Source organism: Xanthomonas sp. NCPPB 3582, assembly GCF_041475735.2.
Lineage (GTDB): Bacteria > Pseudomonadota > Gammaproteobacteria > Xanthomonadales > Xanthomonadaceae > Xanthomonas > Xanthomonas codiaei.
This window is the reverse complement of record NZ_CM192968.1, coordinates 3,147,370-3,170,209: the sequence shown is the minus strand read 5'-3', so window position 1 is coordinate 3,170,209 and position 22,840 is coordinate 3,147,370. Positions and strand designations below refer to the sequence as shown.

The following is a 22,840-nucleotide window of genomic DNA, read 5'->3' as shown; positions in this document are numbered from 1 at the left end:
GATCGAAGAGCGCACGAGAAGGATTGCCTGGGACAGCCCCTGCTGCACGAAGAGGAAGAGACAGAGTGCAAAGCACGACGGAAATCAGAGATTTGCTGCGGGCCCTGATCAAGCAAGGGGTCAAGCTCAGCGTTTCGCAGGACAAGTTGCTCATCGAAGGCAACTGGCAGGCGCTGAGCGAGGACGTCAAGTCGCAAATCAAGTCGAACAAGCAGGACATCATCGACTTCATCGAGGCACGAAAGAAGGCGAAGGTCTCGCAGCTGCGCGCTCGTCCCGCCGATGCCGCTCCGGTGCTGTCGTTCGCGCAGCAGCGACTGTGGTTCATCGATCAGCTTGATGGCGGCGTGAGCACCCAGTACAACATGCCGTATGCCTTGCACCTGACGGGCCAGCTGAACCGGGATGCGTTGCAACGGGCGCTGGATCGAATCGTCGTGCGTCACGAAATCTTGCGCAGCGTGTACTGCACGCTGGGCGATGGGGAGGCGGGCGTTCGAACGATGGATGCGATGCCGGTGACCATCGCCGTCGTCGATCTCTCGCACTTCGACGCCGAGGAGCGTGACGAGCACATGCGCTCGTTGGCGCTCGCCGAGGCGAAGAAACCGTTCGATTTGCGGCGCGACCTGATGCTGCGCGCGAGCCTGGTGATGCTTGCCGGACACGAGCAGGTCCTGTTGTTCACGATGCATCACATTGCCTCGGACGGCTGGTCGATGGGCGTGCTGACGCAGGAATTCGTGACCTTGTACGACGCCTATTCGAACGGCGCGGCGGATCCGCTGCCGCCGCTGCCGGTGCAGTACCGCGATTTCGCATGGTGGCAACGAAACTGGCTGCAAGGCGACGTCCTGGAGCAGCACCTTGATTTCTGGGAGAAACAGCTCGCGGATTTGCCGCAGGTGCACAGTCTGCCGCTGGATTTCCCACGACCTGCCGCTCAGAGCTTCGAAGGAGGCAGTTACGTCCATGTCTTCGACCGGACCTTGAGCGATCAGCTCAAGGCACTCAGCCTGGCGCAAGGCACGACGCTGTTCATGACGTTGCAGACCGCGTTTGCGGTGCTGCTGTCCCGCTACAGCAATGAAACGGACATCGTGATGGGAATGCCCATCGCTAATCGTACCCAGGCCGAGCTGTCACCGTTGATCGGCTTCTTCATCAATACGCTGATCCTGCGCAGCGACTTGTCCGGAAACCCGCGTTTCAGCGAGCTGCTGCAGAAGAACAAGCAGATGGCGCTGCAGGCGTACGATCACCAGCACATTCCCTTCGAACTGCTGGTCGGCCGGCTGCGCCCCGAGCGCAGCACCCGTCACGGCGCGTTGTACCAGATCATGTTCGTGCTCCAGAACAACGAGCAGGACGAACTGCGTTTGCCTGAGTTGACCCTGTCCCAGGTCGATACCGGGCATGTCGCGGCCAAGTACGACATCCACCTGGGCATGCAAGAGTTCCCGGATGGATTGCAGGCGACGTGGACCTATTGTTCCGCGCTGTTCACGCCTGCCACGATCGAACGCATGTGCCGGCATCTGGGCACGCTGCTGCGGAGCATGGTCGCGGCGCCGGATACGCCGATCCTGAATCTCCCCATGCTCGACAGCGCGGAACGGCACCAGATCGCGGTCGAGTGGAACGCAAAGGTCGCGGACCATTCGCACGACTGCATCCTGCCGAGGCGCTTCGAGGACCAGGCCACACGGACACCGAACGCCCCCGCCGTACGATGCGCAGACGCGGTGCTGAGTTACGCCGAACTTAATCGAAAAGCCAACCGCCTGGCGCATTGCCTCATGGAGGCGGGCATCGAGCCGGGCGCGGTGGTTGGCGTGCATGCCACACGATCGCCGGAGCTGATGGTGGCGCTGCTAGCGATCTGGAAATGCCGCGCCGCCTATGTTCCGTTCGATCCGAACAGCACCACGAAACGGCTGGCGGTCGTGATCGAGGACGCGGGCATCGAACTCGTGGTGGCGCAGTCCGCGCTGCGTGCCAAGGTGCCCGTGTCCGGCATCGACTTGCTCGAGCTGGACGATGTCCTGGCCGAGACATGGTTCGCGGAATACCCGGACCACGGTCCCGCTGCGTACGGCACGGAAGTGGGTCCCGACGACAGCGCCTACATCATCTACACCTCGGGGTCGACGGGCGTGCCCAAGGGCGTCGAGATCGCGCACGCCAGCCTGGCGGACTACTGCGGTTATGCACTCGGTCGCTACTACGCACAGGAGCTCGCCGGTTCGCTGGTGGTGACGTCTCACGCATTCGACATCACCGTCCCCAGTCTGTTCCTGCCCCTGCTTGCGGGAGGGTGTGTCGAGTTCATACCGCCGCAAGGGGAACTGGAAGCGCTGGCGACGCGTCTGGCTTTCGCGCAGGACCGTTACCTTCTGCGCATGACGCCGCTGCATGCGCAGGCATTGCTGGATTTGCTGCCGTCCGCCACCCGCCTGGAAGCGGCGCACGTCTTCGTCATCGGCGGCGCCGGCTTCCCGCCGGAACTGGCGCGCGGACTGCAATCGCGTTTTCCGTGCAGCCAGATCTTCAATCACTACGGTCCCACCGAGGCGACCGTCGGTTGCGCGATGTTCGATGTCACGGCGCAACTGGACCGTCTGGAGAAAACCATTCCCATCGGTCGTCCGATGGACAACACCGTGTTGTATGTGCTCAACGCGGCACGGGAGCTTGTGCCCGCGGGTGTCAGCGGCGAGCTATACATCGGCGGGCAGGGGCTGGCGAAGGGCTACCTCAATCGGCCCGATCTCACCGCCGACAAATTCATCCGGAATCCTTTCGGCGATGCGCATGCCGAGTGGCTCTACCAGAGCGGCGACCTGGTGCGGTGGTTGCCCGAGGGCGCGCTCGAATTCCTGGGGCGGTGCGACGACCAGGTGAAGATCCGCGGTTTCCGCGTCGAACTGCAGGAAATCGAGCACCACCTGCGCAGCGATCCTCGGGTCGCCCAGGCCGTGCTCGTCGCCCATGAAGACGAGCACGGCGGGAAGCGCCTCGTGGCGTATGCCGTGCCTGCCGGGGAATCCGGTCACGAGCAGTTGGCGACGCAGTTGCGCGATGCGCTCCGTCAGGAGCTGCCTGACTACATGGTGCCTTCCGGCATCGTCCTGCTGGACGAGCTGCCGCTGTCCGCCAACGGAAAAGTGGACAGGCGCCGCTTGCCGGAACCCGGGTTCGATCCGGTACAGGCGACGGTGCCCCCGGAGACCGAGACCGAGCGTCGCCTGGCCGCACTGTGGAACGATTTGCTCCATGTCCCTTGTGACGACGTGACGGCATCGTTCTTCGAACTTGGCGGACATTCCCTGCTGGTCACCCGCCTGGTCGGTACCGTCAATCAGGAGTTCGCCGCAAGCCTGAAGATCGCCGACGTCTTTTCCCACCCGACGATTCGAGCACTGGCGGGCTTGATCGACTCGGCGACCACGGGATCGATCGTGCGGATTCCGCGCGTGTCGCGGGAGTCGGCGCTGCCTTTGTCCTTCGCGCAGCAGCGCCTGTGGCTCATAGACAGGCTAGCGGGCAGCAGTCAGTACAACATGCCGTTCGCCTTCCGGCTGCGCGGTCTCCTGGATCGGGAAGCATTGCAGCGTGCGCTGGATACGATCGTCGCGCGACATGAAGTCTTGCGCAGCGTTTTTTGCACCCGTGACGAGGGCGAAGCCTACGTCGTCGTGCAGGCCGCTTCTTCGATACCGATGACGGTGGTCGATCTGACGCACCTCGACGCGGCTGCGCGAGAAGAACGCGTGCACGCGCTGGCGGCAGCCGATGCCACGCGGCCATTTGATCTCGGCAACGACCTGATGTTGAGGGCGAGTCTGCTGGCATTGTCCGGGCAGGAACACGTGCTGCTGTTCAACATGCACCACGTCGCCTCGGACGGCTGGTCGATCGGCGTGCTGACGACGGAGTTCGCCGCGCTGTACGACGCGTTTTCGAGAGGTGCCGATCATTCCTTGCCGGCGTTGTCGATCCAATATGCGGACTTCGCCCACTGGCAGCGCCAGTGGCTGCAAGGTGAAGTGCTGACGCAACAACTGGACTACTGGTTGACGCAACTGGATGGCCTGCCCGCCGTGCACGGCTTGCACCTGGATTTCCCCCGATCGGCGGTGCAACACTTCGCGGGTGCGCTGCATTTGCAGCGTCTGGACCAAGCGCTGGGCGAACGTCTGCGGAAATTGAGCCTGGAAAGCGGCACCACGCTGTTCATGACGCTGCAGGCGGCATTCGCCGTACTTCTGGCGCGCTGCAGTGGCGAGACCGACATCGTGATGGGCACGCCCATCGCAAACCGCACGCAGGCGGAGTTGTCGCCCCTCATCGGATTCTTCGTGAATACGCTGGTGTTGCGCAGCGATTTGTCGGGCAACCCGTCGTTCATCGACTTCCTGCAACGGGCCAGGAAAACGTCGCTCGAGGCCTACGAGCATCAACACATCCCCTTCGAGATGCTGGTCGACAAACTGCAGCCCGAGCGCAGTTTCCACCAGAGCCCCTTGTTCCAGATCATGTTCACGCTGCAGACCGGCGAGCAGGGCACGCTGACGTTGCCCGGCTTGAGCATGCAGGCCCTGGAGCAGGGACAGCACACGGCCAAGTTCGATCTGACGCTGGCGCTGCGCGAAACCGATGACGGCGTGTGGATGAATTGGGAGTACTGCGCCGAACTGTTCCATGCGACGAGCATCGCGAGCCTGGCCGAGGCTTTCGCCGAGTTGCTGGCCGGCATCGTGGCGGAGCCGAACAGGCTGATCCATTCGTTGCCATTCGTCTCCGCGAGGACACGGCACCGGCTGCTGGAAGAATTCGCTGGCGCGCCGGTAGCGCATCCAGCAGACGCATTCATCCACGAGTTGTCAGGCTCGGAGGCAGAGGTGAATACAATCGTGGATACCCGACTCTACGTGCTGGATCGAGACCGGCAATTGTTGCCCATCGGCGTTGCGGGAGAGTTGTACATCGCGGGTACCGGCCTCGCGCAACGCAGTTCGAACCACCCGGAGCTGGCACAGCGTCTCGTACCGCATCCGTTTTCGGACGATCCCGCGGTGTCGCTGCTCAGATCGGGCGATCGGGCACGCTGGCTGCCGGGTGGCAAGCTCGAGTACCTCGGAAAGATCGACGCGCATGTCGAGAAGGACCTTGAAGCGGAAGGCCCCGCATACGAAGCTCCGAGGGGCGAGTTCGAGATGCGGCTGGCAGCACTCTGGCAAGACGTGTTGAGTGTTCCTGCCGTCGGCCGTCGCCACCATTTCTTCGCCCTGGGCGGCAGTTCCTTGAGTGCCGTGCGCCTGGAGTTCGCGATCCGGGAACATTTCGGCATCGAGCTGACATTCCGTGAGTTGTTCGAGCATCCGGAGCTTGCCGCGCAGGCGGAACTTATTGCCACGAAAGATCGGCGAGTCGAACTACCGCGGATTGAAAAAGCGGCGCGCGACGGCCGGCCGCTGGCGTTGTCGTTCGCGCAGCAGCGTTTGTGGCTCATCGACCAGATCGCGCCCGGCGGCACTCAATACAATATGCCGCTATCGCTGCAGTTAACAGGCGAGCTGGATGTCGAAGCGCTGAAGAAAGCGCTAGATGCGATTGTCGCCCGACATGAAGTGTTGCGAACCGTTTATGCCGCTTCGGAGTCAGGCGAGCCCTGTCAGCGCATTCGTGAGCTGGATTCCATTCCGTTCTCGACCGTGGATCTGCGCGACATTCCAAATGAGTCACGGAGCCGGCGAGCGCGCGAGCTGGCGGAAGCGGAAGCCAACAAGCCGTTTGATTTGCGGCAGGACGCCATGCTCCGGCTTGCGGTGCTCGTGTTGGGCTCCGAAGAACACGTGTTGCTGTTCACGATGCATCACATCGCTTCCGACGGCTGGTCCCAGAATGTACTTGTGAACGAGTTCGTGAAGCTGTATCGGGCATTCAAGGATGGAGAGCCGTTGGCGCTGCCATCCCCGCCGGCGCAATATGCGGACTTTGCCCAGTGGCAACGGGGTTGGCTGCAAGGAGAAGTGCTGGACCGGCACTTGAACTACTGGCTGCGTCAGTTGGCGGCCCTGCCGCAAGTGCATCGGCTACCCACCGACTTCCCGCGGCCGGCCGTGCAACGGTTCGCCGGTGCGGTGCACGATCAGCAGTTCGACCAATCGCTGAGCGAACGACTGCACGCATTGAGCGTCGCTCAGGGCACTACGCTGTTCATGACCCTGCAGACGGCCTTCGCGACGCTGCTCATGAAGTACAGCGGTGAGACCGACATCGTCATGGGAACGGCCATCGCAAATCGGGCACAACCCGAGCTCGCGTCGTTGATCGGCTTTTTTGTCAATACGCTCGTGCTGCGCAGCGACTTGTCCGGCGATCCTTCTTTCGCGATGCTGCTGCAACGAAACAAGCGCATGGCGCTGGCGGCTTTCGAACACCAGCACATTCCATTCGAAATACTGGTGGAAAAACTGCAGCCGGAACGCAGCTTCAGCCACAGCCCGCTGTTCCAGATCATGTTCACGCTGCAAAGCAGCCAGGATCAGTCGAAACTGGAACTGCCTGGTTTGAGCATCGAGGCGCTGGAGGCGGAACAACACACCGCGAAGTTCGATCTGATGCTGGCGTTACACGACGGTCCGGATGGCATCAGAGCCAATTGGGAGTACTGCACGGAACTGTTCGCCGCGCAGAGCATCGCCCATATGGCGGACGCGTTTGCGCAGCTGTTGGCCGCACTGGTCGCGGAGCCGGAGTGCCCGATCCAGCGCCTGCCGGTATCGATGGTCGGCACACGTGCACAGCGGCTCGCTCTGGATTCTGCCTACGATGCGCATGATCCCGCGTTGCCGGCGCTCGGGACCAGCGGCCGCGAGGCGCCGGTCTACGAAGCGCCGCAGGGTGAGATCGAAATCGCACTGTCGACACTCTGGATCGGACTATTGAGCGTCACCCGCGTCACTGACTATTTCAGTTCCGCGATCCAGAACGTGGGCCGCGCAGTGGAAGACGGTAACAGCGAAGACGTTCTGACCTTGGATATCCTGCCTCAGGGTGAGCGACAGCAACTGCTAGCGGGCTTCAACCATGCCACCTCCGACTACACACGAACCGCGCTCGTGCACGAACTGTTCGAGGCGCAGGTTCACGCATGCCCGGACTCGGTGGCGGTGGTTCATCGAGGTGAAGTGCTCGACTACGCCACGCTCAATGCGCGCGCGAACCAGTTGGCGCACTACCTGAGGTCCCTGGGTGTGAAGCCCGACGACCGGGTCGCTGTATGCCTCAGGCAGGGCGTGGACATGGTGACCAGCCTGCTGGCCGTGCTGAAGGCCGGTGGCTGCTATGTCCCGCTGGACCCTACCTATCCTCAGGATCGCATCCAGTACATGCTGTCCGACAGCGCTCCCGTGGCGTTGCTGACACAACTTTCGCTGGCGGAGCGAGTGGGCATGCATGCGCTGCCGACGCTGGTGCTGGACGCGCCGTCCGATGGTGAGGTTCTGAAGTCGCAGCCCACGCATGATCCGGTCAAGTCTCCCGATCTGAACGACTCTCACCTAGCGTATGTCATCTACACCTCGGGTTCGACCGGTGAGCCCAAGGGCGTGATGGTCGAGCACCACAGCGTGGTGCGCCTGGTCACCACGCAAGACTACGTGCAGCTCGACAGCACCACGGTCATGGCGCAGGCCTCGAATACGTCGTTCGACGCCGCAACCTTCGAAATCTGGGGCGCGCTGCTCAACGGCGGTCGCCTGGTCGTGGTTGAGAAAGACACGCTAGTCCATGCCGAGCGACTGGCGGCGCAGATTCGCGAAGACGGCATCAACGTGCTCTTCGTGACCACCGCGCTGTTCAATCAACACGCGCAAAGCAAACCGGATTGTTTTGCCGCGTTGGGGACGTTGCTGTTCGGCGGCGAGGCCGTGTCGCCGGGCGCGGTTGCCACTATCGTTCGCAAAGGCATGCCGAAGCGGCTGCTGCATGTCTACGGCCCCACCGAAACCACGACGTTCAGCACTTGGTATCCGGTGACGTCCGAACCTCTGGCTGGCGCGGGTAACGTGCCCATCGGCCGAGGGTTCGCCGATACGCGTCTCTATGTGCTGACGCCCACATTGCAACCGGTTCCGGTCGGAGTCGCGGGTGAGCTGTTCGTGGCCGGGGCCGGGCTGGCGCGGGGCTATCTCAACCGGGATGAACTCAGCGCCGAGCGGTTCCTAAGCGATCCGTTTGCACGTGAGCTCGGCGCGAGCGATGCGAGCGCGCGCATGTACAGGACCGGCGATCTGGTGCGATGGCTGCCGGACGGCTCACTGGAATTCCTGGGTCGCCGCGACTCCCAGATCAAACTCCGCGGCTTCCGCATCGAGCTTGGAGAAATCGAAAGCAAGCTCGCGGCGCAGCCGAATGTGCGGGAGGCGCTGGTGCTGCTGCGTGAGGACATGCCGGGCGACAAGCGCCTGGTGGCGTATCTCACGTGCCACGACGAGACGTGCTTCTCCGCGGGGGAGTCGCTGACGCAGCTGGCTTCGCGCCTGCCGGATTACATGCTGCCGAGCGCGTTCGTTGTGCTCGATGCCTTTCCGCTGACGCCCAACGGCAAGCTGGATCGTAAGGCCTTGCCAGTGCCCGAAGGCAAAACTGTCGTCGGCCGTCGTGACAATTTCTTCGCGTTGGGAGGCAGCTCCCTGAGTGCCGTGCGTCTCGCATCTGCGATCCAGGAACGTTTTTCCGTCGACTTGTCGTTGCGCGAGTTGTTCGAATATTCCGAACTGGCCGCACAGGCCGGTCTGATCGCGACGAAAGAAAGATCGGCGGCGCTTCCCGTCGTGAGCCCTGTGGTTCGCGATGGGCAGCCTTTGGCCTTGTCCTTTGCGCAGCAGCGAATGTGGTTCATCGATCAGCTGACGCAGGGCAGCGCGCAATACAACATGCCGGTCGCGCTGAGATTGGAGGGCGAGCTACAGGTTGACGCCTTGCACGCGGCTTTCAGCGAGATCGTGCGACGACATGAAGTGTTGCGCACGATCTACGCCACCTCGGCGACCGGGGAAGCGAGCCAACGTATCTTGCCGGTCGACGCACTTCCGCTGGCGCGCTTCGAGCTGTCTGGACTGCCGGAAGAAGAGCGAGAAGCGGAATTTCTGCGTCTTGCCGAGACGGATGCCCTCACGCCTTTCCGCCTGGACCAGGACCTGATGGTGCGCCTCAGCCTCATCGCCCTGGACGCGAAGACTCATGTGCTGCTGTTCAACATGCATCACATCGCTTCTGACGGCTGGTCCATGAGCGTGCTCATGGAAGAGCTCGTCCAGTTGTACGCGGCGTTCGTCCAGGGTAGATCGAGTCCGCTGTCGCCACTCGCAATCCAGTACGCCGACTTCGCCGCTTGGCAGCGTTCGCACATTCGAGGCGACTACCTCGAAGAGCAGTTGAATTACTGGCAAAAGCAGCTCGCCGGTATTCCGCCCGTGCATGGCCTGATCCTGGATCGGCCGCGTGCGCTGCAGCCGAGCTTCGTCGGCAAGGCGCTCACGGTGCCGCTCGATTCGGCGCTGGTGCAACAATTGAATGAATTGGGCCAGACACAGGGCGCCACTCTGTTCATGGTGCTGCACGCCGCGTTCGCCGTGCTGTTGGGACGATGGAGTCGCGAGAACGACATCGTGGTCGGCACGCCCATCGCGGGTCGCACTCGCAAGGAGCTGGCTCCGCTGATCGGTTTCTTCGTCAACAACTTGGTGTTGCGCAGCCGGTTGAACACGGAACAGTCGTTCGCCGAATTCCTAGCGGCGTCCCGGGCCACGGTGCTGGAGGCTTTCGAACATCAGGATGTGCCGTTCGAGATGCTGGTCGATCGGTTCTGTCCGGAGCGCAACTTCAATCACTCGCCACTGTTCCAGATCCTGTTCTCGCTGCAAAACCAGGTGCAGACCGATCTGTCCTTGCCTGGAGTCCAGATCTCGGGAATTGCGCGCGAACAATCGCTGGCGAAGTTCGAGTTGTCGGTGCAGGTTGGGCCGGGTGTCGACGGCCATGAAGTCGAGTGGAGCTACAGCACCGATATCTTCGACGCCGAAACGGTTGCTAGCCTGGCGGAGCACTATGTGCTTCTGCTCGAGGCGGTGCTGGAGGCCCCGGAAAAGCCGCTTGGCCAGCTGTCAGTGGTGACGGAAAGCAACCAGCGTTTCTTCGCTGCGCAAGCGGCGCGGGCGGTGAGCGGGGCGGCGCCGATCGTTTGTCTGCATCGACTCTTTCAGCAGCAAGCGGCGCGCTGGCCGGACAACGTCGCGCTCATTCACGGAGGTGCTAGGCTGAGTTATCGCGAGCTGAACGAACGCGCCAACCGGCTGGCGAACTACTTGCGGATGTCCGGTGTGCGGACGGGCGACTTCGTCGGTCTCTTCATCGAGCGCTCGGCGGACATGGTCGTCAGCATCCTTGCGGTCCTCAAGGCCGGCGCCGCGTATGTGCCGATGGATACGTACAATCCTGCTGCTCGCACACAACACATGCTTGACGACTCGGGTGCCACCTGGATCATCACACACCAGGATCTTCAGTCCCGGTTGCCGCCCACCACTGCGCAGGTACTGTACTTGGACGCGTCCGGGCACGCGGAAGGCATTGGCCGGTGTTCGGCGGTGGACCTTGAGGACACCGCGGTCACGAGCGCGCATGCGGCATACGTGATCTACACCTCAGGCTCCACCGGCAAGCCCAAGGGAGTCGTGGTCGAGCACGGCCACGTCGTACGCCTGTTCGACAGCAGCGCCGAGCATTTCAGCTTCGATCACAACGACTGCTGGACCCTGTTCCATTCCTACGCTTTCGATTTCTCCGTCTGGGAGATCTGGGGCGCGTTGTTGTACGGCGGGCGCCTCGTTGTCGTGCCCTATGCAGTCACCCGTTCCGCGCCCGATTTCCATCGACTCCTGAAAGAGCAAGGGGTGACGGTGCTGAATCAGACGCCTTCGGCTTTCTATCTGCTCATCGAGCAGGCTCAACAGGCGGGCGAACTGGATCGCCTGCGCTATGTCGTCTTCGGTGGGGAAGCGCTGGATCCGCCGCGACTGCGGCCGTGGCTCGCGCGTTACGGAGATGATCAGCCACAGCTCATCAATATGTACGGCATCACCGAAACGACCGTACACGTCACCTATCGACGGATCTGGACCACCGACGTGGGCAAACCTTCGAGCGTCATCGGTGTGCCACTGCGCGACCTGCTCTGCCATGTGTGCAACGACGCGATGTCGTTGCAACCCATCGGCGTGCCCGGCGAACTGTTCGTAGGCGGTGCCGGAGTGTCGCGAGGCTACTTGAATCGTCCGGAACTCAACCGCGAGCGCTTCATCGACAGCCCCTTCGGCGGAGCCGGGCAGCGCCTGTATCGCACCGGCGACCTGGTGCGCTGGACCACCGCCGGTGAACTGGAATACCTTGGCCGCATCGATCATCAGGCCAAGTTGCGGGGTTTCCGCATCGAGCTGGGCGAAGTCGAGCATGAACTGCTCAATAGCGATTACGTGAAGGAGTGCGTGGTGCTGCTTGTTGGTGATCACGGCGGGGAACAGCGATTGGTCGCCTATGTCGTGCCGAATCGGGACGACGAGCATTTGCCCAATTCGTTGCGCACACATCTGCTCTCGTTCTTGCCGCCGTACATGGTGCCTTCGATCTTTGTCGTGCTCGAGCGTATTCCATTGACCGAGAACGGCAAGATCGACCGGCGCGCCTTGCTCTCGATGGCGGAAACGCGCGTGGCACGCGCAGAATATGTTGCGCCGACAACGCCGATGGAAACGCAGCTCTGCGTAGTCTGGCAAGACGTGCTGCAGGTCGAAAAAATCGGCATCCTAGACAACTTCTTCACCGTGGGTGGTGATTCGATCCGGGTCGTGCAGATCGTGAAGCGTGCGCAAGCCGCGGGCATCGCGCTCGATGTGAAGGATGTGTTCCTCCACCAGACCATTGCCGAGTTGGCTGCTTTTCATCAGCAACGCGCTTCACGCGCGCTCGCCGAGCCGGCGCCACTACACTTGTTGACGGGTGCATTCGATCCATCGCCTTTCATGGATGAAGCCGTGGAAGATTGCTACCCCGTCACGGCCATGCAGCAGCGCATGCTGGAACAACACGGTGCGCACGGTCTGGAACAGGCGGTCTATCAGCCGCGTGTCATCTACGACATCGACGGCATCGTGCTGGAACCAGCGCGCCTGGAAGCCGCGTTGCGCCATCTGCTCCACAAGCATCCCGTACTGCGCACCCGATTTCATCGCATGGAAAGCGGCGAGCATATTCAGCTGGTGCTGAAAAGCGTCGACTTCCAACTGGCGGTGGTCGAGCTGTCGGAGCTGGACTCCGCGGCGCAAGAGAAAGCGGTGGCGAACCTGATTGCGCAGGACCGGCCGTTCGCGCTGGGCGACACGGGCATCCGGTTCACCTTGCTCGTCTATGGTAAGAAGCGCTACGGCCTGTTCATTTCCACGCACCACGCGATCATCGACGGTTGGTCGCTGGTGGAACTGCGCAACGAGCTGATGGCGCTGTACCGGGAGTCAGGTCATGAACGAGCGGTGCTGCGCACACCCGCGGCGGTCAACGTGTTCAAGGAACACGTCGCGTTGGAACGGGAAGAGCAAACCTTCGCGGATCACCAACAGGCCTGGCGTGGGCTCATGACGGATTACCAGCCAATGCCCGCGCTGGATTCGATCACGGCGGATGCGAGCGCGAGCAACGCGTTGGGTCTACACGTCGACGCCACACTGGTCAGCGAACTCAAGCGCCAGGCAGAGCAGCAGGGCGTGACATTGAAAACCCTGTTGCTGCTGGCCTACCAACGTGCGCTCGGGAATCTGTTAATGGTCGACACGGTTACCGTGGACGTCGTGTGCAGCGGTCGTTCTCCGCGCCTCAGCGATCCGCTGGGAGCGATCGGCCTGTTCTGGAGTCTGCTGCCCATCTGCACTCGCTTGTCGACACATCACAGCGACGCCGAAGCAATCGTCGCGACCGCGCGAAAACTGCTGACCATGGACGCGCATTCCCTGTTTCCTGCCGAACGCGTGCGAAAGCTCGTCGATGTCGAGTCGATAACCTATGCGGCATTCAACTACGTGAATTTCCACAACGCGAAGACCGGATCCGACAAATCGGGCAAGGAGGAGCGAGGCGAGCTCAAGGTTCGTTACGCATCCGATCGGTTCGCCTACGCCGTCAAGTTGGCGATTTCCGGTGGCGATAGCGACGGTATCGACGGCAGCATCGAATTCGATCGCCGGCATTTCAGCACGGATCGGATGCGCGAGCTCCGCACCGACTTGCTGGCGCTATTGCGACAACTCGGCAACCCGGTTAGGAAGACAGATGCAAAAGTATTTGCCGAAGGAAGTTCATGCGGAAGAAGTCCATGACTAAAACGATCACCGACTTGTCCGACGTGTCCGTCGACGATCTGGATTCGATCCAGGGCACGCGCTTGCTGCTCCATGTCGATCAGGGTTCCGCCCGGGTGGCCGAGTGGGCAGCGGAAAACCACGAGCACGTGGAGCGATTGCTGCAAGCCAACGGCGCGCTCTTGATCCGCGGACTGAAATTCGCCGGCAGCCAGCAATTCGGGGTCACGCTCGCGACGTTGTTCGGAGCGGAGCTCCTGGAATACGTGTACCGGTCGACGCCCAGAACGCAATTGCGAGGGAACGTCTACACGGCCACGGAATACCATCCTTCGCTGCAGATTCCCCAGCACAACGAGAATGCCTACGGCAATCGTTGGGCGATGCGCCTCGGTTTCCTGTGCACCGTACCGTCGGAGCACGGTGGCGCAACGCCGATCTGCAACAGCGAACGCGTGTACCGGCTGATTCCGGATGCGGTTCGCGATCGCTTCGAGCGGGATGGCGTGATGTACGTCCGCAACTATTCGGATATCGACGTTCACTGGAACGACGTCTTTCAGACCAAGGAGCGCGATGAGGTCGAGCGGTTCTGTCAGGCCAACCAGATCAGTCATGAGTGGCTGGACGGCAATCGGCTGCGTACCCGGCAAATCAATCAGGCCAGCATCCGCCATCCGGTCACCGGCGCGCAGGTCTGGTTCAACCAGGCGCATTTATTCCACGTGTCCAGCCTGGATGAAGAACTGCAGAGGAATCTGCTCGCCACGGTGGGCGAAGCGGATTTGCCACGCAACACCTATTACGGAGACGGCGCACCCATCGCGACTTCGGACCTGACGCTCATCCGGAACATTTACCAGAGTCACGCCATACGCTTTGACTGGCAGCGAAACGATCTATTGCTGCTGGACAACATGCTATATTCGCATGGACGCGATTCGTTCGTCGGCGATCGGCAAGTGCTGGTGGGGATGGCGCGTTCCATCGATGCAGATAGCGTGGAGAGCTGCCCATGAGCGCATAGGACGCGCTGCGCAACCCGCTGGGCGCTCGCCCGGTTTAAACATCCTCGACTGATCCCATGTCGCTTGGGCCAAGAGTCTTCGCCATGAACAATTTTTCCCAATTACCGATGTGCTAATCATGAAGAAACTAGTCATCGTTGCTGTTGTCCTGATCGTCGGCCTCAGCCTGGTTGTATTGGGGAAAAGCATCAACAAAGAGGATGCGCTTCCGGTCCAGGTGGAGCCGGCTCAAAGGGCAACCATCGAGCAGAGGGTCCGTGCGACGGGAAAAATCCAGTCATCCATTCAAGTGAAGATCAGCGCCGACATCAGCGCGAGGATCACGCGTTTGCACGTCAAGGAAGGCGATCAGGTGGAGAAGGATCAACTGCTGGTCGAACTGGACAACACGCGACGCGCGGCCAGTCTGGCGAGCCAGGAAGCGTTACTGAATGTCGCCCAGGATGAAGCCAGGCTCGCTCTGGCTAAAAGGAAGCTCGCCGAGAGTCGACTCGAACGCGACAAGCTTATGTTCGCGCGGCAGTTGGTATCCCGCGATGCTTTGGATTCCTCTACGAGCGCTTACGAAGTGGAAGCGGCCAGCTATTCGTCTGCCGTGGAGCAAATCAGAAAAGCGACGGGTGAGCTCGAGCAAACCAACTACGACCTGGCCCAGACGCGCCTCTTTTCGCCCATTTCCGGCACCGTCAGTGTGTTGAGGCGAGAGGCGGGGGAGATCGTGATCGGTTCGCAGTTCCAGGAAGACGTCATCATGATCATCGCCGATCTGGGCCAGATGGAAGCCACGGTGAACGTCGACGAGAACGACATCAAGAAGGTGAAGATTGGCCAGCCCGCCACGCTCTCGGTTGACGCGCTTACAGGAGCCGTGATCGTGGGCCGTGTGGCAGAGGTCGCGTCAAGCGCGCGCTTGGCTGATCAAGGCGAAGTACTGCAGAAGACAGAATACCGCGTGAAGGTGGCGATTACCGAGGGCGGTGGTCAGGTGCGACCGGGAATGACGGTCAACGCCAACATTCTGACGGATACGCGGCAGTCCGCGCTGAGCGTACCGATTCAATCGGTGACCTTGCGGCCGGTGGCGCAATGGCGGCAGATCGACAGCAAATCCGTGGGTAGCAAGCCCATCGTCGACACGGATGGCTACGTGCAGCTCGTGTATCTCGTGGAAAACGGCAGGGCCGTCGCTCGTCAGGTGAAGGTCGGCATCCAGAACGAGGATCGAATCGAGATTCTCGATGGGTTGAAAGAAGGTGAAAACGTGGTTTCGGGAAGTTACCGAGCGATCACTCGTGACTTGAATGACGGCGATGCCGTCGAGGTCACCGAGAAAGGCTTAGTGGCGGGCTCCTGAAACCACGCAGATGACTACGGACGCCAACATGGTAGACGCACAGCAGGCGCTGCTGCAGATCGACAACGTGATCAAGTCGTATCAACTGGGCGGTGAGACCGTTCAGGCGCTGCGCGGTGTCTCGCTGCGCGTCAACAACAACGAGTACATCGCCATCATGGGCTCGTCGGGCTCGGGAAAATCCACGCTCATGAATATGATCGGCTGCCTGGATGTGCCGACGTCGGGCAGCTATCAGCTAGACGGGCAGATGGTAGGCAAGTTGAACGACGATGCGCTGGCTGAAATCCGCAACAGGAAGATCGGCTTCGTATTCCAGACGTTCAATCTCGTGCCGCGAATTTCCGTCTTCAAGAATGTCGAACTGCCGCTGATCTACAAGGGGGTGTCCAAAGCGGAGCGACGGGTTCTCGCGGAAAGCGCGATAGAGTCAGTCGGTCTTCGCGACCGGATGAAGCACAAACCGAACGAACTATCTGGCGGTCAGCGGCAACGCGTGGCGATTGCACGGGCGCTCGTGTGCAAGCCTTCATTGATTTTGGCGGATGAGCCGACCGGAAATCTGGACAGCACGACCAGCGAAGAAATCATGGCGCTGTTCGATGCCTTGCACCGCCAGGGAAACACCATCGTCGTCGTTACCCACGAAGAGGACATCGCCGCGCATGCCCAGCGTGTGGTGCGCCTGAAGGACGGATTGATCGAAAGTGACTGCAGGCGAGCGCAGTCGTGAAGGTGCAAATCGACATCGCCGAGGCCGCCAGGATCGCATGGAGCGCGGTCATCGCCAACAAGTTACGCGGTGCGTTGACCGCGTTGGGCGTCATCATTGGCATCGTGGCTGTCACCACGACCATGATCGCGGCCAACACCATGCAGAACGTATTCCGGCAGTCGTTCGCTTCCGGCGGTGCAGACGTTCTTTACGTGTCCAGAACTCCCTGGGTCGATCTGAGTTCTGGCGCGCAATATCGGACCCGGCGAAATCTGGACCTGCATCAGAGTCGCGCTCTGGCGACTCGTCTCCAGGGCAGGGCCATCGTGGTGCCGAGTATCAGCATCGACCAACCCGCTAGGTTTCTCGCCAGCAAGATGACCGGAATCACGGTCATCGGTACGACGGACAAAGAGAGCCAGCTCTCCGATCTGATACCGGAGCGCGGACGTTTTCTCCTGCCGTTCGACGAGCAGAACAAGTTCGACGTTGCGGTGCTGGGCGCCACTGTGGCTGAAGGATTGTTCGGAAGTATCGAGCCCCTCGGCAAAACATTTCAGATTGGCGAAAAGCATTTCCGCGTCATCGGCGTCATGGACAAGCGGACCAACGGCTTCTTCGACGGTCCGGACTTCGACCGTCAGATCTACATCCCGATCACCACGTTCGAGAAAGTGTTCGGTAATCCGTCCGGTCGCGCGAACGTCGACATCGCCGTCAAGGCGCCCTCACTCGAATCGATCGACGATTTTCAGTACGAAGTGACCGATGCGATGCGCAGGATTCGAGGCCTGCGTCCCGGTCAGCCGGATGACTTCTCCATCAGCACGTTGGACTCTCTCCTCACGTCGTACAACGACACGGTCGGCGTCGTTGTACTGGTGGGATCGCTCATCACGGGCATCGCGCTGTTCGTTGGCGGAGTCGGCGTGATGAACATCATGTTCGTCTCGGTGAAGGAACGTACCAGGGAAATCGGCATCCGCAAATCCATCGGCGCGAAGCGGCGCAGCATATTGCTGCAGTTCCTGTTCGAGTCGGCATTGATCTGTTTGTTCGGTGGATTGATCGGCACAGGGTTTTCCTGGGGAATTGCCCAACTGGCCAACGAACCCACCATGCCCGTCAGTTTGTCGCCGGCAGTTTTTCTCAGTTCCTTGCTCATCGCCACTCTGGTCGGCGTCTGCTCTGGGTTGCTACCTGCGATACAGGGCGCACGTTTGAATCCAATTGAGGCGTTGCGTTACGAATGAACTTCGCGGAGCTGACTAATGCAAATTTCTGAGACCCTGTTCATGGCGCTGAATGCGATCCGTGACAACAAGCTGCGCTCATCGCTGACGTTGGTTGGCGTCATCTTGGGTGTTGCCTCGATCATCGCGGTGATGACAGCCGTTGCCGCGATCCAGAGATCCATCGAGACCGAGATGACGGTTTTCGGAGCGCAAACGTTCCGGCTGCAAAGACTGCCGAAGGGTTTCGCGAGCGAAGAGCAGTTGGCTGCCTCCAAATACTGGCCCGCCGTCACTCAATCCGAAGCCCAGGCCATTCGTGAGAACGCTAGGCTGATCGACGCCGTCGGCGTCGAACTCTGGGAGGACGGCAGCAGCGCTTCCTACAATGGAAGCTCCGCGGAGGCCAGCGTCTTCATCTGCGGCGGGACACCGGAATATTCCGACGTCAACGCACATGCGATCGAGTCGGGTCGAAATCTTTCCCGCGTCGACCTGATGGCGGGACGAAAAGTCGTGGTGCTGGGCCACGCGCTCGCGAATGAACTCTTCCCGTACGTCGATCCGATCGGAAAGAAAATTCTGATGGATGGGCAGAAGTACGAAGTCATCGGAGTCTTCACGGAAAAGGTGTCGGCGTTCAGTAGTCGCTTCGAGGCCATGGCGCTGATTCCGATATCGGCGTTCACCAGCGTCTACGGCAACTATGACTCCCAGGGTGTGCCGCGCTCGGTCAATGTCACTTTGCACGCGAGGAGTCCGGAAGTGCTCTTGGATGCAATCGAAGAAGTGCGAATGACCCTGCGACGCCTTCGTCATTTGAAGCCACACGACGACGATAATTTCTATTACTTCACCAATCAAAGCGCCATCGAGAATTTCAACAAGATCACCGCCGGGCTCAAGGTGGGCGCGTTCGTCATCGGCACCGTCTCGTTGCTGGTCGCCGGCGTCGGGATCATGAACATCATGTTGGTGTCGGTGACCGAGCGCACCCGAGAAATCGGCATCCGCATGGCGCTCGGCGCCAGGCGCAAAGACGTGCTGCGACAGTTTCTGTTCGAAGCGGCGGTGCTCTGCAATATCGGCGGCGTGATTGGCATCGCGATCGGCTTCGGTCTCGGATATGTGTTGGCGTTGATCACCTCGCTCAAGGCTACCGTACCGTTGGCCTGGGCTTTTTACGGAATGATTTTCTGCAGTCTCGTCGGCCTGACGTTCGGCGTGATACCGGCGCGAAAAGCATCGCGCCTGAATCCGATCGAATCGTTGCGCTACGAATGACTCGCGAAGACCAAAAAGAATTGGGGAGCAAAATGATGACGCTCATGAATTCGGCATCTCGACATCACCTGAATGAATCTCCGCACGAGATGCCACGATTTCTACTGGACGACATTCAAGGCGCATTGGCCGCGAGTTCCCGATATCCAATCGGATACGAGCAGCAAGTCACCGCGTTTGCGGCGAACTTCTACGGCGTAGAACCTGAGAACGTTCTCTTCACGAATGGAGTCGATGATTGCGTCGATCGGATGGCGCACCATTTCAGGCATATGCGCTTCGTTTACATGAAGCCCGGCTTCGATGGGTATTGGCAGCGGCTCAAGTTGTTTGCGGCCAATACTTTGACCATTACATTGCGTCCCGATGATTTTACGATCGATCGGAACGACATCAAGAAGTTCTGCAAGTCGGATGTGGTCCTGATCGCCAATCCATCCAACCCGACGGGCAATACTGTGTGTCAGCGCGATCTCGAAGAAATCCGCAGCGCGTGCGGAATCCTGTTTCTCGATCGCACCTACCGGCATTACTCACAATGGAATAACCTGTCGCCGTTGGAGAAGAATCAGCTCACCTATCATTCCCTATCGAAGGCTTATGGACTGGCCGGATTCAGGCTGGGAGTCGTGGTGGGGCCCGGGCAAGAGATCGCTGGGCTGAGGGAATTGGGAGGTTACTGTGCATTGGGCACCGTATCGCTGGCGCTCATTGAAAGCGCCCTCAAGAACGAGGCTTTCTTCATGGAACGCGCCTGTGCCGACGTGGAGGAAAGGAACCGGATGTTTCGAGAGCTCGAAGCCGTCGGCTTAGGTGTCAGAAACACGGAAACAAATTTCCTCCTGATCCAGACAAATGGCCGTTCCTATCAGGAACGACTTAAGGAGGAAAACATCCTGGTCAAGGATGCAGGGCCACTCGGGTTGCCGGACTATCTACGAGTTTCCATCGGCCTCAAGAGCCAGAATGAGCGGCTGATCTCCGCCATCGCAGGAATTCACAACGCGTTCGAAGCCGGGGCCCATTTGCGTGGGCCCGAGTGGAGTCCGCTTTCCAATCAATTCCGCAACAATTCTGAGTTACGCAAATATGATCGCAAATGATTTTGAATCTAAGCTAGTCGAGGGAATCCAGCCTATCCGACAGTTCGTTCTGGCAAGCAGCATCCACCATCTCTTCTCGAGTGGAATATATGATGTACTGCGCTCCAGGAAATCCTGCGTTAATGGAATCTCTGACGAGATCGGGCTTGACAGGGCGCGGGTCTACGGATTCCTGATGTATCTCGTCAACGAGAACATCCTGGTTCGGGAAGGTGAGCTTTTCGAGCTGAGCAAAAGGGGCAGGGATCTGGAGCAGTTTCGAGCCTGGTACACGATGCTCGTTGGCGGCTACGGTGGCACCTTTCTCGAGATCGGAGAAAAATTGAAGTCCGGCTCCGGAGTGGCTCGAAGAGAGATCGTCAGTGTTGGAGTGGGGAGTTGCGGAATCAGCCACTACGACGCTTTTCCACTCACCAAGAAGTTGATTCAAAAAATGAGTTCTCCTCCCGCGACCATCTGCGACATGGGCTGCGGTAATGGCATGTATCTCATCGAGTTCTGTGAATATTTTGCCGGCATCAAGACCATCGGCATCGAACCCAATGAAAGCAGCTGCGTGGTCGCCCGGGAATACATTGCATCCCGCAGCATGAGTGATCGAGTGGAGATCATTTGTGCGGACGCGGCAGAGTGGGTCACGAGGCCTTCTGAAAACAAGCCCGACTTGTTCATCCTCGGTTTCGTCTTGCACGAAATCATGGGTCAGCGCGGGCGGGAAGAGGTGGTCCGTTTTCTTTCAACCATCCGCAAGAGCTGCCCGAAATCGGCCATTGCTGTGATCGAGGTTGACGATCAGATCGCGACACCCGGCATCATGCAGCACGGCCTCGCCAAGGCCTATTACAACCCTTACTACCTCCTGCACTACTTCACGAACCAGAAATTGCTGACCCCGAGTGAATGGGAAAGCATCTTTAACGATGCGGGATACGCGGTGAGCGCAAAGGACACCACCAGCTCGAACGTCGACTCGACAGGCCTGGAAGTGGGGTATTTGTTGACGGCCTGAGTTTCCGTCTGGTAGATAGTCTGGAGTTGGAGCCGGCCGTCCTCCGCCTCCATCTCTTCCCGGCTGAGATCGTACGTTCACGCCGGGAGCTCTCAGGAGATGCATTATTTCAAACAATTGAGGTCGGGAATCGCTTTGAGATGCTGTGCTGCGTCGCGCTTACCGAACACGCGCGCCAGGTTTGCCTGCAACAGAACGTCGTAATCGACGCGGTGTCGGACGAGGTGGACATACGGGTCACGCGTGTAGGCGTCGAACCAAATATGCGACATCGTTCGTTACCAAACACTGGACATTGATGTTCCAGCCTGTCGATTCCTGCGCATTTGCGGCATACTTCTGGTGGCCTCGGGCCGCCTAGAGCGAGCTATGAACTTTGAAATAGAGACGCGGCATTTCCAAGCATAAGAATGGAGAAGACGACGAAATGGAGTCCGGCCAGGGTTTCCGTTAGGCGTTCGTAATCACGAGCCAGGTGTCGGAACCGATTGACCCAACCGAAGCTGCGCTCCACGACCCAGCGGCGCGGTAGCAATACAAAGCCTTTCTTGGCCTCCGGCAGTTTGACGACGTGCAGTTCGATGCCTTCCTCCTGCGCGGCTTCGGCCAAACTCAAGCAATACCGGGCCATCGCTACCCGATACGACAAGATGGCCCGCAACTTCCTTGGAGCGATCTATTGGATCGCATCGGTCATCCTGCTCAATTGATGACGCGCCCTAGTTGTATTCCGTATCCGTAAACAGGTCTAGCATATGTAGCCGCTTGATGTTCCATTCCATCGTCACCAGGCTCCATTCGTTCTGCGCCTTGGCCAGCCCGCGCAGGCTCAGCTGCCGCCAGTCCATCATCCGCTTGATGATCCCGAACAGCGGCTCGGCCGTTTGCTTGCGCAGGCCGTACAGCGCCCGGCCGGCACGCGTGCTCAGCCGATGCAGCATCCGTTCCTGTGGCTCGTTGGTCTGCGGCGGCGGGACGTCGGCTGCACAGCGCTCCATGGCCGGCAGGTGGTGCCCATTCGTCCCAATAACCTAATAGGCGTGGCCGGAGGCCTGTTGGTGCAGTACGACATGCTTGGCATACCGAAATGGCGGCCCAAATTCCCCATGTACCCCAAACCAGGGATGCGTTAACGGCGTAAGGGGTGCCGACTGGACTTGGCCCTTCTGAGGGCCTGATTTAATTGCAATAAATGACGGATGCTGAGGTGGTGAAAGCTTTACCACCGAAGCCGAGCGCCGCTGATCTGCTGCATTCTCCCTCCGGGAGAAAGTCTCCGCAGGGCGGATGAGGGCACGGGCGACGCCTTGCGTTGTTGATAAGTCTCGGGTTGGTGGATGTATTGAAGGCGTGGCCTCCATACCCTCACCCCAGCCCCTCTCCGGCGGGAGAAGGGGCTTAGCATTGCGCGATCGCTTGCTTCCTTCTCCCCTCGGGACATTGTCCTCCTTCATGGAGGAGAAGGTGCCCCGAAGGGGCGGAAGAGGGTGCGGGGCGAAGCCAGGCCAAGCCAAGCGCGGTGGACAGTCGCTAGGGCTTCGCCTCCGCACCCTCACCCCAACCCCTCTCCCGGCGGGAGAGGGGCTTTGGAATGTCCTTGCTGGGCGGCCGGTTGCGGCTAAGCGCCTGAACTGCCATACTTTCCCGCTTCCTGCCCGGTCTCGGGCGGGAACCCTTGCTCCACCGGCCGCTTGCGC

General features: G+C 60.2%; 8 protein-coding genes and 3 pseudogenes. 9 read left to right on the top strand and 2 right to left on the bottom strand.

The genetic code is table 11. The annotated features are described in order from the left end of the window. The first annotated feature begins 65 nt into the window (after positions 1 to 65). From ACCQ05_RS13300 to ACCQ05_RS13265, 8 genes are all read left to right on the top strand, one after another. Positions 66 to 13,436: a non-ribosomal peptide synthetase gene (locus ACCQ05_RS13300; protein ID WP_372390807.1), complete on the top strand. Its 13,371-nt coding sequence runs from the start codon at positions 66 to 68 to the stop codon at positions 13,434 to 13,436. Further along, positions 13,433 to 14,437 (top strand): TauD/TfdA family dioxygenase, encoded by a 1,005-nt coding sequence (locus ACCQ05_RS13295; RefSeq protein ID WP_372390805.1) that lies wholly within the window; start codon positions 13,433 to 13,435, stop codon positions 14,435 to 14,437. Before ACCQ05_RS13300 ends, ACCQ05_RS13295 begins: the two co-directional genes overlap by 4 nt. A 127-nt stretch (positions 14,438 to 14,564) precedes the next feature. After that, the gene (locus ACCQ05_RS13290; protein WP_372390803.1) at positions 14,565 to 15,800 is read left to right on the top strand and encodes an efflux RND transporter periplasmic adaptor subunit; all 1,236 of its coding nucleotides are present in this window, start codon (positions 14,565 to 14,567) and stop codon (positions 15,798 to 15,800) included. A gap of 10 nt (positions 15,801 to 15,810) precedes the next feature. Next, positions 15,811 to 16,533, top strand: coding sequence for an ABC transporter ATP-binding protein (locus tag ACCQ05_RS13285; RefSeq protein ID WP_372390801.1), 723 nt, complete (start codon positions 15,811 to 15,813; stop codon positions 16,531 to 16,533). Next, positions 16,530 to 17,768: an ABC transporter permease gene (locus ACCQ05_RS13280; RefSeq protein ID WP_228964076.1), complete on the top strand. Its 1,239-nt coding sequence runs from the start codon at positions 16,530 to 16,532 to the stop codon at positions 17,766 to 17,768. Before ACCQ05_RS13285 ends, ACCQ05_RS13280 begins: the two co-directional genes overlap by 4 nt. Before the next feature lie 18 nt (positions 17,769 to 17,786). Continuing rightward, positions 17,787 to 19,031 carry an ABC transporter permease gene (locus ACCQ05_RS13275; protein ID WP_228964077.1) on the top strand — a complete coding sequence of 415 codons (1,245 nt, stop codon included), beginning with the start codon at positions 17,787 to 17,789 and terminating at the stop codon, positions 19,029 to 19,031. 35 nt (positions 19,032 to 19,066) lie between these two features. After that, complete coding sequence (locus ACCQ05_RS13270; protein WP_372390799.1) at positions 19,067 to 20,134, top strand: pyridoxal phosphate-dependent aminotransferase; 1,068 nt, start codon at positions 19,067 to 19,069, stop codon at positions 20,132 to 20,134. Beyond that, on the top strand, positions 20,121 to 21,143 hold the full coding sequence (locus tag ACCQ05_RS13265) for a 2-ketoarginine methyltransferase (RefSeq protein WP_228964079.1): 1,023 nt from the start codon (positions 20,121 to 20,123) through the stop codon (positions 21,141 to 21,143). The genes ACCQ05_RS13270 and ACCQ05_RS13265 overlap by 14 nt, the downstream gene beginning before the upstream one ends. Positions 21,144 to 21,510: 367 nt before the next feature. Here ACCQ05_RS13265 and ACCQ05_RS13260 read toward each other — a convergent pair. Further along, positions 21,511 to 21,747: pseudogene (locus tag ACCQ05_RS13260) on the bottom strand (transposase); the annotation flags it as partial. A 1-nt stretch (position 21,748) separates the two neighbouring features. On the opposite strand from ACCQ05_RS13260, the pseudogene ACCQ05_RS13255 reads away from it, so the two are divergent. Beyond that, positions 21,749 to 21,853 (top strand): annotated as a pseudogene (locus tag ACCQ05_RS13255) (IS5/IS1182 family transposase); the annotation flags it as partial. Positions 21,854 to 21,862: 9 nt separating this feature from the next. Here the strand turns inward: ACCQ05_RS13255 and ACCQ05_RS13250 are convergent. Then, positions 21,863 to 22,156: pseudogene (locus tag ACCQ05_RS13250) on the bottom strand (transposase); the annotation flags it as partial. Positions 22,157 to 22,840 lie beyond the last annotated feature (684 nt).

Coding starts and splice junctions, on each gene's coding strand:
- ACCQ05_RS13295 (WP_372390805.1), top strand. CDS start 13,433: ATGACTAAAACGATCACCGACTTGTCCGACGTGTCCGTCGACGATCTG.
- ACCQ05_RS13265 (WP_228964079.1), top strand. CDS start 20,121: ATGATCGCAAATGATTTTGAATCTAAGCTAGTCGAGGGAATCCAGCCT.
- ACCQ05_RS13270 (WP_372390799.1), top strand. CDS start 19,067: ATGACGCTCATGAATTCGGCATCTCGACATCACCTGAATGAATCTCCG.
- ACCQ05_RS13290 (WP_372390803.1), top strand. CDS start 14,565: ATGAAGAAACTAGTCATCGTTGCTGTTGTCCTGATCGTCGGCCTCAGC.
- ACCQ05_RS13285 (WP_372390801.1), top strand. CDS start 15,811: ATGACTACGGACGCCAACATGGTAGACGCACAGCAGGCGCTGCTGCAG.
- ACCQ05_RS13275 (WP_228964077.1), top strand. CDS start 17,787: ATGCAAATTTCTGAGACCCTGTTCATGGCGCTGAATGCGATCCGTGAC.